The organism is Bartonella sp. AP258QHHD (assembly GCF_042196145.1).
Lineage (GTDB): Bacteria > Pseudomonadota > Alphaproteobacteria > Rhizobiales > Rhizobiaceae > Bartonella.
The window spans coordinates 41,455-54,025 of sequence record NZ_JBHIPR010000034.1; the positions used below are offsets into that span (position 1 = coordinate 41,455).

8 protein-coding genes and 1 pseudogene are annotated in these 12,571 nt (G+C 36.5%); 3 read left to right on the top strand and 6 right to left on the bottom strand.

Annotation, left to right across the window (positions count from 1 at the left end):
- Positions 1 to 1,270 precede the first annotated feature (1,270 nt).
- From ACFIMM_RS03750 to ACFIMM_RS03770, 5 genes and pseudogenes are all read right to left on the bottom strand, one after another.
- On the bottom strand, positions 1,271 to 2,233 hold the full coding sequence (locus tag ACFIMM_RS03750; RefSeq protein ID WP_375675179.1) for a DUF2125 domain-containing protein: 963 nt from the start codon (positions 2,231 to 2,233) through the stop codon (positions 1,271 to 1,273).
- 488 nt (positions 2,234 to 2,721) lie between these two features.
- Positions 2,722 to 2,826, bottom strand: a pseudogene (locus ACFIMM_RS03755) (DUF4102 domain-containing protein); the annotation flags it as partial.
- Between the two features lie 204 nt (positions 2,827 to 3,030).
- Complete coding sequence (locus tag ACFIMM_RS03760; protein ID WP_375606037.1) at positions 3,031 to 3,777, bottom strand: glutamine amidotransferase; 747 nt, start codon at positions 3,775 to 3,777, stop codon at positions 3,031 to 3,033.
- A gap of 146 nt (positions 3,778 to 3,923) precedes the next feature.
- Complete coding sequence (locus tag ACFIMM_RS03765; RefSeq protein WP_375632428.1) at positions 3,924 to 5,483, bottom strand: heme biosynthesis protein HemY; 1,560 nt, start codon at positions 5,481 to 5,483, stop codon at positions 3,924 to 3,926.
- 11 nt (positions 5,484 to 5,494) lie between these two features.
- Positions 5,495 to 6,679, bottom strand: a complete 1,185-nt coding sequence (locus ACFIMM_RS03770) for a COG4223 family protein (protein WP_375682786.1) — start codon at positions 6,677 to 6,679, stop codon at positions 5,495 to 5,497.
- 307 nt (positions 6,680 to 6,986) lie between these two features.
- Between ACFIMM_RS03770 and tsaD the strand changes: the two genes are divergently transcribed.
- From tsaD to ACFIMM_RS03785, 3 genes are all read left to right on the top strand, one after another.
- Positions 6,987 to 8,081: a tRNA (adenosine(37)-N6)-threonylcarbamoyltransferase complex transferase subunit TsaD gene (tsaD, locus tag ACFIMM_RS03775; protein ID WP_375668524.1), complete on the top strand. Its 1,095-nt coding sequence runs from the start codon at positions 6,987 to 6,989 to the stop codon at positions 8,079 to 8,081.
- Between the two features lie 677 nt (positions 8,082 to 8,758).
- Entirely contained in the window at positions 8,759 to 9,193 is a 435-nt protein-coding gene (locus tag ACFIMM_RS03780) for an EVE domain-containing protein (RefSeq protein WP_375612221.1), read from the top strand.
- Positions 9,194 to 10,101: 908 nt separating this feature from the next.
- A complete protein-coding gene (locus ACFIMM_RS03785) occupies positions 10,102 to 10,782 on the top strand; it encodes a response regulator transcription factor (protein WP_375612220.1) in 681 nt (226 codons plus the stop codon).
- Between the two features lie 901 nt (positions 10,783 to 11,683).
- On the opposite strand, the gene ACFIMM_RS03790 is transcribed toward ACFIMM_RS03785, so the two are convergent.
- A complete protein-coding gene (locus tag ACFIMM_RS03790) occupies positions 11,684 to 12,454 on the bottom strand; it encodes a class I SAM-dependent methyltransferase (RefSeq protein ID WP_375612730.1) in 771 nt (256 codons plus the stop codon).
- Between the last annotated feature and the right edge of the window lie 117 nt (positions 12,455 to 12,571).

The following is a 12,571-nucleotide window of genomic DNA, read 5'->3' on the forward strand; positions in this document are numbered from 1 at the left end:
CCACCACAACAAACCAACTAAGACAGAGCAGAAGTTTGCATTTTAGACATAACACCAAAAATAAAAATCTCGCTATTTATCACAATAGAATTGTTTGCAACAATTTCAAAAAAACAACAGGATTGATTTCTCACCCTAAAAACATAAACTTTCAGACTTAAAAGCAGTACAAAACAGCTAAGCTTTTGCTCCGTTCTATCCATCCATGACTAATCAACAAGGGAAGAACGGAAACCCTATCCCGCATTTTTAGACAGAGCACTCAAAATAAAAAATAAATTCAAATTTTACTGTCAAATATCCTTCATCATAAAAATATAATATATTGATTTACAATCATAATTTTATCATTTTTATGATAATCCGATATTCTAAATTTGTCTCATTTAAAATCTATTTATATTCAATTAATTAACCCCATTTCCCCTTGCATATTGCAAATGGGAAAGCCGAATAGATAAAAACAGTAAAGAAAGGACTAAAAATGCCCCTCATAAACCGCCTCAAGTGCCAAAAGCTGCAGTAAGATTGAGAATTAGCAAATATAAGCAAATATAATATGATGATGTTTTCCCCTAGCTTGTTACTCCGTAACCGAAAAGATGATGGTGCTTAATGGCTTTATCCTTATACCATTCACAGGCGACATCGTGAAATAGGAAGCACTGAGAAATATTTTTTTAACAAATGCGTAAATATGCAATACAAATATATTCTGTTTTACGTGGAAGACATATAGCTTCATTAAAAAATATCAGAAATAAAAGGATAAGCTTAATCCATTATTTAAAAGATATAACTGTAACTGCTTTTGAAATGCGTAAAATCGAATAAAAAATGACAGTAAAGATGGATGTTGATTTTCCCCTTTACAACTTCATATCTTCCTCCAACTAGGCTATTTACTTGTTTTAAGAGGTTACACCCAAACAGATATATGCAATATGCTCATTCCATATATAAAGAAAAAGGTTCCTAACAAGTACCACACCACCTGTATAAAAAGGCAATTCAGCATACTTTAAAATGCCACTTTTTCCATAGAAACACTGTTGCTATATGTAGTTTGACATAAGATTTTGTACTAAGTGAAAAGAGGTTGGACGAGTTAGGAGTAGGTGATAATTTTTTATTTTTATAGCTATTTTTTTACCATTAAATACGCATTTTGTTAAAATAGATTTTGACACTCTAAAATTGCAAAAAAGTGTGAAAATCAGAAAAAGTTGAAATTTGGTAGTAAAAATGAAAAAAGGCTTTGGTACAACACCTAAAGTGGAGCAAGACGACCAAGTTTTAAAAATCCCAGTTTTACCCACCCATTGTTAATGAGCAAGGAAAGAACGGGAGCGCCGTCCGCATTTTTAGGCAAAGCACCCAAAATAAAAAATAACGCTTGAAGATTATTGGCTTGCGCGGGAAATAAGCGCTGCAGAGTGTTAAGAAGCTTCATGGACTGAATAAGGACAAGTTCAAATTTTGCTGTCAAATATCCTTCATCATCAAAAGAAAAAGGTCCACTAATACGCACTGCACCACCTGTATGAAAAGTCAATTCACCTTGCTTTAAAAGTCCACTTTTTCCATACAGTCGCTGTTGCCAATTTTTTTCTTCATGTTCAAACAGAAGAGAGGCATCATTTAAAATCCATTTCAAATTGCCATCAATTTTAGGAATATCAACAAAAGAAGATTTTAAAAAGGGAGAAGCATCAAAACCGTCAAAAGTTATATGTCCCGATAAATCATTCTTTTCATGTTTAAGATCAAGTCGAAAAAATTCTGCCGTTATTTTTTGAGGCATGTCTTGTGGCTCTAACGGCTGAATAATCACGTCATGCGTATTTTGCAAATGTGTCGTTTTTTTATCTGTCGTTGGTGCTCTTAATGCTTCTTGAAGCTTTTGATCTTCAGGGGAAGAGGAAAAAGATGAAATCTCAAGCCCTTCAGCTATAAACTTCAATGTTTTACCCGTTTTCCAATAAGGCTCTGTTTCAATCACCAAATTGCGCCAATGCGATACTATGGGAGTTTTTCCGGAAAAAACAATTAATGCAGGAGAATGAACATTAAACTCGACCAAATGAGGTGCGTAAATTGGTGCACCAGCTGTCAAACGCCCCGTCGATAAAGAAACCCCATGTAAAGGCCAAGAAAATTGAAACTTGTCACAAACAACACCGACACGTAAAGGATAACCATCCTTGTGCACATTCTCACATACCGCCGCCATATTATGGGAAGATACTTTTGTGAATATATCAGAAACATAGTCTTCTATTTTACGTGAAAAAACAACCAGAGTGCGCTATAAATAAATATCAGAGCAAAACAAAAGAGCCCACAAATTAAATAACTCAAAGAAAAACTTTTTTGTGATGATGGTATTTGAAAGGATTTAGACAATATTCAAACTTTCTTTATCTCTTAACTTCCTCCCCACCCTAAAAAGGATAAAGATTCCCAACCACATTCAGTTTATACACAATCCAACTTCTTAATCGATCGGATTTTATCTACTGATCACTTCAAGAAGTCCCTATACATCATTCTAAAGTACAGTATCTCATAAGCTTAATAAACAAGATTTTCTTAAAAAAACCCGTTACACCCTTTAACAAAAAACACCTCATGTGTAAAGTTTTACATAGATTTTCTACCTCTGCCTTAAACCATACTGTTTTACAGCACAACAAAAATGATAATGAATAGTGTCTCTTAACGATAAAGCCATTGAGCTCCCCCATCTTTACGCTTATGGAGGAGCCAAGCCAGCACCATCATTATATTTGGCTAGCCTCCAAATGTTGCGACAACCCTTGACACTTAAAACAGTTCATAAGAAGCATTTTTAGTCTTTTCTTATACAGTTTTTGCCCACACGCCAGCCCTACTTGTGACATGCAAGCAAGAAGTTTTTATTGAATCAACATATACAGGTTTGGAATGAGAAAACCTTACTATATTCGGAGTTCTCATTCAATATACAAAACCGTGAATTACCTATATAAATCAATGCTTTGTCAACAATCACACAAGTACGGGCGGTGTACAAAAAATCTGGTGTAATGCGCTTTCAAACCATTGGCTCAAAGCTCGATCATAGATTAAACGACCTTTCAAATGTGCACAAGCAGGTTGAGCACCTTTTTCAGTCAATTTATGTGCCGAACGCACGACCAAACGCCGCATCATAGCGCGTGTAAATTCAGCATGGAACTGCAAGCCCCATGCATTGTTTCCATAACGAAAAGCTTGTGTAGGATATGTATTCCCTGTTGCCAAAAGCATTGCCTCTTTCGGTAAATCATAAATACCTTCATCATGGAAATGGTAGACCATCTCTGGCCAATTCATCAATTCCTTCCCTTGTGGGGTTGCTTCTAGTGGATACCAGCCGACTTCAACAGTCCCATCACTTCTTGTACCAACGCGCCCCCCTAGATTTCGCGCTAACATTTGTGCTCCAAGACAAATACCCAAAAAAGGCTTATTTTCCTTTAGTGATAACGAAATCCAATCAATTTCCTCACCAATATAGGCTTCGCTGTCATTCACACTCATCGGTCCCCCTAAAATAACAACGCCGGCATAATGCTCTAATGTATCAGGGAGTTTTTGTCCAAAAATAGGACGATAAATATCAAGAACAAAACCATTTTGTTGTAAAAATTTTCCCAACCGACCAGTATAGGTAGAGCGCCGATGAATAACGACAGCAATCCTTGGTTTGTTATTTTTTTGTTTTTTATCAAGACATCTCTGATTTAAAAACATTTTTTAACCAATCACCTCTGCTACCAAGCAAAACTTTATTTTTAAAGCATAAGAGAATAATTTTATTGGACAAGACTAACGATATTTTTTCTTCTAGGTCAATTGTTTCTTCTGAGAAAACATTCGTATTATCACATTGGTGCAATTTAAAATAAACGAAATTTTTTCCTCGATAAAGATGTTTCTTCTTCTGTTTTAACCCCTGGATCATCAACATTTAAGTGAGTTTGACTGAACATTTTTACATCTTTTTCTTTTATATCTTGTTTCTCCACCTGCACATTATGCAAAAGAGAATCATCTATAGGTGTTAATTTTTCAAGCTTCTTATCTCCAACATCATCACTTTTTCCCATAACATACTCTTTGTCTTGCCTTTTCGACACAATATTGTCCGCCTCTAATGTGAGAGAAGGCATACAAGGAGGCGCCTTCCATTCAAAACAGCCCAAACGTCCACTGATTGGAGAAACCACTGACCAAGAAGAAAAAATGGCCCCATCACACATCCACACTGGATCACGTTCAGCACGAAGTGCTAAAGAAAGCCATTGACGCACAGCACCTTGATTGTTTCCCTGTGCCTCTTCAATATCTGCCAACAATAAATAAACACTTTCCCGTGGATGACATTGTAATGCTTTTTGTGCCTTCTCTCTTGCTAATGCTGTTTCACCAGCATCCAAAGCTGCTTTAGCAATAAGGAAAGCCGACTCAAATGCATCTTTATTATAAGAAGCAAGTGTCTTAGCCCTTTTCAATCGCCCAATGGCTCCTTCTTCTCTTTCAAGATAAAGCGCTCCCAAGTCAGGATGAGGCTCCTTTTGCCAAGCCGCTATAATCATTTTATCCGCTTTACGCGTTTCGTTTAATTTATAAAGAATATCAGCAGCAATAACTATTATTGGAACAAAATCAGGCGCCAATTTATGGGCTTTCAAAATAGCTTCACGTGCTTGTACAGGATGTGTATCAAACAAAGAAAGTGCCTGCCCACTTAGTAGTAAAACCTGTATATGCTGCCGCTCTGGAATCGCGCGAATAGAACGCGGGAGAGCTTTTTGCGTTCTTTCAAAAATAGTAAGTGCCTTATCCCATTTACCCTCAGTACTTAACCGATCAAGCACCGCCTGATGCGCCCATAAAAGTGCTGGCGATAAAGTCAGTGCCTCTTCAGCATATTGTTGCGCTGCCTCATAAGCTTTACTCTTCATTGCTTCACGAAACAAACCATAAAGTCCAACCAGTTTTGTCGGATCTTCCTTTCTCATCTCTTCATAAAGACCGATGGCGCGAACAGAGTCATTTTGTAAAGACAAGGTTTGCGCTTGTAAGAGTTTTACCAATGGCTCTTGTTTCCCTGCAAGATATTTAGCAACACGTGCTTCCATTTTTTGCGCAACCATACTATCACCAGCAAAAGTTGCAAGAATCCCCTTTGAAAGAGCTTCGTAACCACGCTTTTGATGGCGTTTATAAAAATAATTGGAAAGAGCATTCGGTATGGAAAAAAAGAAAGACAATAACCACCATAAAAGCACCAGCGTTACAAAAAATAAAATAAGCACACTTAACACTGTAAGAAATGAAGCAGAAAATCTGAAATGCAAAAATGTGAGAACAAAAATACCATTGTGATTAGCAACCCACGTGAAAGCTAAACCGAGGATACAAACAACAAAAATATAAATAAAAACACGTATCATCTTGGGCCTATTTACATCTTTGTTGCTTTAAAAGATCCTTGTTGCACAGACAATAACAATTGCTGCAACAACTGTTGAATAGCAATATGTCTTTCAAGCTGCTTAACAAAATCCATTGAAACATCTTTTGCACTTTGGGGCAATGATTGCCATTCGCTCAAAGCCTTTTCGTAATCACCAGCTTGAATGGCAACTTCCATGCGTGCCGCAATAGCCCCCAGCGTTGTCCCTTCAACATTTCCAATCGGTCGCGAAACAATGAGCCCTTTTATCCACGCTAAAATTCGGTCAAAAAAACCAGCATCTGACGCAACAAGATTTTGCGTACCAACAATTGCATCAGCAACATGAGCAAAATCAACTGAAAGTTGTGCTGAACTTGGAAGACCCACAGTAGCTGTTTTTTGCAACACATCAAGTCCATTAATCGAAGGCGATAATTGCCGCAACAGCTTTAATTCATTATTATAAGATCCACCACGCTCTACAGCATTTTTTAATGAACTAATTGCAGTAAAGAGCGCGGTATCTATTTCTTTTTTCTCACTATTTTTAACAGCAGTTTCTTCCTGTAGTGCTTCTAACTGTTGTTTTAACGCAGCAAGATCATTTGCATTGCTCTGCCCAACAGACAAAGCCGTCTCTATCTCTTTCGACTTTCTAACAAAAGTTTGTACAATTTCTTCAAGAGCTTTTACTTTTTCCTCTAAAATCGCAAAAGCTTTTTTGCTTTCTTCTTTCGATAGTTCATCATTTTTCGTTGTTTTAAACTGTTGTGATGAAAAAGAAGAAAACTCTGTTTTTAACGTATCAATTTCTTGAAAGACCCGCCTCAATTGTTCCTTTGTGTCTTCACCTTGACTTTTTGCGGCTTCAGCAATCTGCAAAGCTTTTTCTCCTCCAGCAGAATTTTCCACAAAAGGAGAAGGAAAAAAACCAGCCCATTGAAGCCCCATAAAAATTCCCAAAGCAATGAATCCCCCCAAAATCCCAGAAAGGGACAAGAAAAGCCAAGTTGTACTAGAGATACTTTTATCCTGACTTTGCATATTCTGTTCTTCTCGCGCTTGAGATTCTACAGAATTATGGATTTTTTCCTCTGAATCATGGGGAACAGCTTCATGTTCAATAACTGGTTTCTTACGGCGCGTACCAGCATAATGTGGTTTAACTTTTGGTTTTGAAGAATCGACCATCTCTGTCACTTTTCGTGCACACTTTTTTTAATGATAAAATAATAAAATGAAAAAAGTTTTAAAAACGCAGCTTTTCTCAATAATATTTACAATTATCGCCTTTAATAGACAAGTTTTTAAAAAACATTTGCATTTTATACTCGAAAATACAGCTTTATTTTTTAATCAACGATATCATAAAATTCAAAGAAAATGCCAAAACACATATTTTTCATAGAAAAAACAATTCTAAGAGAAATACTTTGCATCTTTTTCTGTTCATGGTACGCACGCAGGAAAGAAGCTTCAATATAAGGTTTTGTTTAAAATGCGTCTGCTGGGAATAGAAACAAGTTGTGATGAAACGGCAGCAGCTGTCATTGAATATAACAATGAATCAAACAGCCAAATTCTTTCCAATGTTGTTTGGAGTCAAATTGATCACCATGCACCTTACGGCGGTGTTGTTCCTGAAATTGCTGCTCGTGCCCATGTTGAAGTTCTTGATCATTTAATTCTGCAAGCACTAACAGAAGCAAACACAAAATTAAAAGATATTGATGGCATTGCAGCCACCAGTGGACCTGGTTTGATAGGAGGATTATTGGTAGGCGTTATGAGCGCAAAAGCACTCTCTCTTGCCACTGGCAAACCATTTATTGCGGTAAATCACTTAGAGGGACATGCTTTAACAGCTGTGTTAACGCACAACGTCAGCTTTCCTTATTTATTACTTTTAGTTTCAGGGGGTCATACACAAACAATCATTGTTCATGGAGTAGGCAACTACCAACGTTTAGGAACCACTATTGATGATGCATTAGGAGAAGCCTTTGATAAAACAGCAAAACTTTTAGGTCTTCCTTATCCTGGTGGACCAGCACTTGAAAAAGCAGCTTTATTTGGTGATAAAAATCGCATCCCTCTTCCACGTCCTTTAAAAGGTGAAAAACGATTAGATTTTTCTTTTTCAGGACTCAAAACTGCTGTTCGACAAGCCGCAACAGCCATAGCTCCTCTTACAGAAAATGATATTGCTGACATTGCCGCAAGTTTTCAAGCCGCCGTAACCGATACAGTACGTGATCGCGTTCACCTCGCTCTACAACACTTTGCCCACCAATATCCTCTCTCTCATGATCAAGAAAAGCGTTCTCCTGCTTTGGTTGTCGCAGGCGGTGTTGCCGCAAACCAAGCCATTCGCTCTACATTACAAGAACTTGCCCATCAACATGGCTTTGAATTTATAGCCCCTCCTCTTTCCTTGTGTACCGATAATGCTGCAATGATTGCTTTTGCCGGTGCACAAAAGCTTGCACGAGGAGAAACAAGCCCTCTTGATATTGCCCCTCGCTCACGCTGGCCATTAGATGAAAAAGCCCCCCCCTTGATTGGGATGGGTCGCCGTGGAACAAAAGCATAATAAAATTGACGTCCTACACACATCTTAAAGAACGAAGATTTCTACTCAATCCGGTCTATAGATAGTCCGAATTCTCTATCGAGCAGATTCCACCTGCTTCCCACTCACACAATTCACTTAACCCAAAGATCGATACGTAAACCTAAATATTCACCACACATTCTTAAAAACTTCATGTTTCAAAAAACTGCCTTATATCATTACACTTCAAATGACGGTATTTTACAGCATAATAAGACGCACTCTATCCCACAAAGCATAGATATGAATGCCATTCGTTGACCTCATCATCTTTGATCATTTATTCGTTTCATTGTCATTGTAATTTTAAAGCTTTTTAGAACCAATTTTCTTGCTAAATTCTCTCCAACGCAATGCTCCAATGATCCTATAGTAACTACATTTCAAACAGCAGCTGAAAAGATGATTAAGCTTCCACATGGCTGAGCAATTTTAAGTCTATTACTTCGATACACTGATATATTTTTCTGCTACAAGATAAGCAAAATACCTTTATACAACATAAAATATCAATGGAGCGCATTTTTCTATATACAAGTTATTTTGAAATAAGAAATTCTTTACCCCATTTTTAAAATTATCGTTAAGGATATTACGAAAATACTTATAAAAATCCGTATGATAAATACATAACAGTCTATGAAAAAGGAGAACTCATGGCTTATTGGCTTTTTAAATCTGAACCCCATAAATGGTCATGGGAGATGCAAAAGAAAAAAGGAGCTGATGGCGAACAATGGGATGGTGTACGCAATTATCAAGCTCGTAATAATATGCGCACTATGAAATATGGTGATAAAGGTTTTTTTTATCATTCAAATAAAGGTTTAGAAATTGTAGGAATTGTAGAAATATGTGCTGAAGCACACCCTGATTCTACAAGCTCTGATCCACGCTGGGAATGTGTGGACATCCGTGCACTTTGTGACATGCCAACACCTGTTTCATTAAAACAAATTAAAGCTAATCCCAAACTAGCAAATATGGTGCTGGTCAAAGCCAGCCGCTTATCAGTGCAACCCGTGACAGAAGATGAATGGAAAGAAGTCTGTTTGATGGGCAACCTTAAGAGGGAAATGCTTTTATCTTAAAACAATAATTTTTATTCATTAACTCATATAAAAAGATGCTTCATAGCGCAGAAGAATAAGCACAACACCTCCTTCTGTTGAGGTATTCTCATGCTAAATGCATAAATATGATATTTTTTTTTGTCATTTTTTATCCTGCACTCTTTCTCAATACAGTCTCCTTCCAAATTACACAAAAAACCTCTTTATGATGCATCTTTTCGGCATTGCTAAAGGCAAAGCTTGCTCAACAATTATAATAAGCAACACCACGAACATAACACACAGCCCCTTCACACACAAATGCAACAAAAAAACAAAACTGAACGTGGATAAAAAACAATAAAAATGATCGTGAAATTCTCCTAAACAGTGCATATGTGCTAGGTGTTGCACAATTCTCTTCACGCTTAAAAAACGCATCATATTGCGTGTTCATTGTTTTGCATGTTGGACGAGTGCGCCTCATACCGCAGGATTCTCTCATTCCCAACCTGTTTATATTGAATCAATCAAAGGCTATTTGCTTGCACATTCTAAACGGAGAAAGTCCCATATGGAAAAAACCGTGAAAGAAAGGACTAAAAATTCCTCCTATGAATCGTCTCAAGTGCCAAGGACTGTCCGCAACACCCACGAGCTGGCAAAGTGAATGATAGTGCCACACCTTGTTTCTCCATAAAGCGTAAAGATGATGACACTCAATAGCTAAAACACGTTCTAGAACATAAAAAAACGCTTCCAACCAATACGTAAAATACCCTGCAGACGGAATACCGTCTTTTCAGCAAGCAACCATTAGAAATTATAAAAGTTTATTTTTTAGAAGCGCTCTTTTTTAATTTTCCTCTTTTAATTTTTCTTGCATGAAATCTTATTTTTCATGAAACTATATCAATCAGTGCATCAACATGCCTATAAGGAAAAACATGAACCACTATACTCTTTTAATCGTTGAAGACGATGATCTACGCCCTATTTTAGTAGAACAATTGCAAATGCATCAAGAGTTTAAAATTTTCCAAGCAAAAACAGCAGAAGCGGGAATGAGAATAATCCAAGAAGAAAATATTGATCTCACTATTTTGGGATTTCAACTTCCTGATCTTGATGGCTACAAAGCCGTTAAACAATTACGCACCCAAGGATTTCGTGCCCCCATTATCATGATAATAAATTATGATACAGACTGTGATAATATTTTAGATCTTGAAACAGGCGCCAATGATTATGTAACAAAACCCTTTCGCTTTGCGGTGTTATTAGCGAGAATTCGAGCACAGTTGCGCCAATATGAACAAAATGAAGACGCAACCTTTCATATTGGTCCCTATACTTTTAAACTAAGACAAAAACTTCTTCTTGATCAATGCAACAATAAAATCTGTCTCACAGAAAAAGAAGCAGCGATCCTTAAATGTCTCTATCATGCCAATGATAAAATTGTCAGCCGTGAAACATTGTTAGAACAAGTTTGGGGATATAATGAAAATATTATCACCCATACTTTAGAAACCCATATCTATCGTTTGCGACAAAAAATCGAAAACGATCCCTCCAATGCGCAAATTCTCATAACAGATCAAAATGGTTACCGTTTAAATCTTTAATTCGAGATTTTCTGTTTCAAAAATAATTTTAATATTCTAAATGAAAACAGAAACGAGATGAAAAAACCTTCGCATATAATTCGAATGCTATTACATAGAACTTACTCTTATGACAAAATATATAACATTATGAATAAAAAACGAAATATTCCAACATGAGAACCAAAAACAAAAATGCTTTCAACCCTCACGATATACTTTGTAACTTCTGTTTCACATGCTTTTGTTCTTTCTAAAGTTTTTAATATGTTTCGCATATAAATAATCGTGATATCTTTTAGCAACATTCTTGATCATAACTATCATCTTTAGATGAGTGCTATTTATGATTATTTTTTTCAGAAAAACCGCTCCACGCACTGCTTTATCTCACATTCACTAACCTAACTTGAGAGATGTTTTTTATCTTTATAGTTTTCCTCCATTCTTTATGACTTTATCTCCTCTTAAGAGGTTATATAATTCATGATATAACGCTAAATGTTTATCCTAACGATAAAGCCACTGGGCATCACCATCTTTACGCTTATAAAAGAACAAGCCAGCACCATCACACACTTATGTTAGATCTCTATGTTGCAGAGGAGCCCTTGATACTTGAGATGGTTTATAAGAAGCATTGTAATCCTTCCTTGTACAGTTTTTAACCACCATAAACCATATTATGTAAGATCTCTTGGACTCTGCTATTTTTACGTTTACGAAGATACCAGCATTTTTTTCTTTTAAAATGTTTCCACTATTCATGAAATATGGTTCGGTATATAGATACTTGAGATTTTTATTCACATACCAATTCCACATATTAATGTACAAAAGAATATTTTTTAATTGTAAATGCAAAAAATTGAAATAAGAGAATGCCTCTATATTTGCGATTCTTATGACAATGACAAAATGATTAATTATCTTTATAAATTAAAATATTTCTTGTCTGTGGTGATAAAGCAGGAATAAAAATACGTCGCGACTGACGACGCTGTACGAGCAAACCCTGATAAACACGTTTTTGTGCCTGACACATTAAGAGTCCACCAAAATAAGGCAAAAGATAGCGAGCAAATGGCTCGTAAAAAAATGAGAGCAACCGCGAAAAATACCCCGTAGAGGGCATATAGTGTACAATTTCTTGTATTGGTCCAGAAACAAAATTTGTTTTTTCGAACAAACGAGTAATTTGTTGCCGACTATAGGGTTCGCCATAACCAAAGGGCGTAGTAATATTGCGCGCCCAAAAGCCAGAGCGATTAGGTACAATAACGATCAAGTGGCCATTGGGTGCTAAAACACGCCATATTTCATTCAACGTTTCAAATGAATTTTCTGTATATTCTAATGCATGTACCAATAAAATACAGTCAACTGACGCATCCGGAAGCGGCAAATCTTCTTCAAAAACAAGCGCTGTAGCAACTTGCTCAGAACAAGGCCAAGGCGAAACACCCTGAGAAGCTGGCATAAAAGCAAAACATTGTTGGGCACGTTCACGCAATGTAGAAAGATAAGGAAGTGCATAACCCAATCCCATAATCCGTTTATCCGTAAGATCAGGCCACCATAAATTCAATTGGTCACACAGCGTTTTTTGCACACGCAGTCCAAGTGCAGAAGCATAAAAATCTTTCAGCGTAACGATATCCAACTCAACATACCATGTAGAAACAAATTTCAAACATTACAGATTTTCATATACCAAACCTATATGGACTTCTGCTTTTTTTCCGCAATAGCGAACATTTCAATATTGCATATTTTAAACTTAAATGATTAAAAAATCAGTACAATAGGA

What these genes read in the sequence shown, in the direction of transcription:
- ACFIMM_RS03770 (WP_375682786.1), bottom strand. Translation starts at nt 6,679, where the DNA reads ATGGTCGATTCTTCAAAACCAAAAGTTAAACCACATTATGCTGGTACG.
- ACFIMM_RS03785 (WP_375612220.1), top strand. Translation starts at nt 10,102, where the DNA reads ATGAACCACTATACTCTTTTAATCGTTGAAGACGATGATCTACGCCCT.
- ACFIMM_RS03780 (WP_375612221.1), top strand. Translation starts at nt 8,759, where the DNA reads ATGGCTTATTGGCTTTTTAAATCTGAACCCCATAAATGGTCATGGGAG.
- ACFIMM_RS03760 (WP_375606037.1), bottom strand. Translation starts at nt 3,777, where the DNA reads ATGTTTTTAAATCAGAGATGTCTTGATAAAAAACAAAAAAATAACAAA.
- tsaD (WP_375668524.1), top strand. Translation starts at nt 6,987, where the DNA reads ATGCGTCTGCTGGGAATAGAAACAAGTTGTGATGAAACGGCAGCAGCT.
- ACFIMM_RS03765 (WP_375632428.1), bottom strand. Translation starts at nt 5,483, where the DNA reads ATGATACGTGTTTTTATTTATATTTTTGTTGTTTGTATCCTCGGTTTA.
- ACFIMM_RS03750 (WP_375675179.1), bottom strand. Translation starts at nt 2,233, where the DNA reads ATGGCGGCGGTATGTGAGAATGTGCACAAGGATGGTTATCCTTTACGT.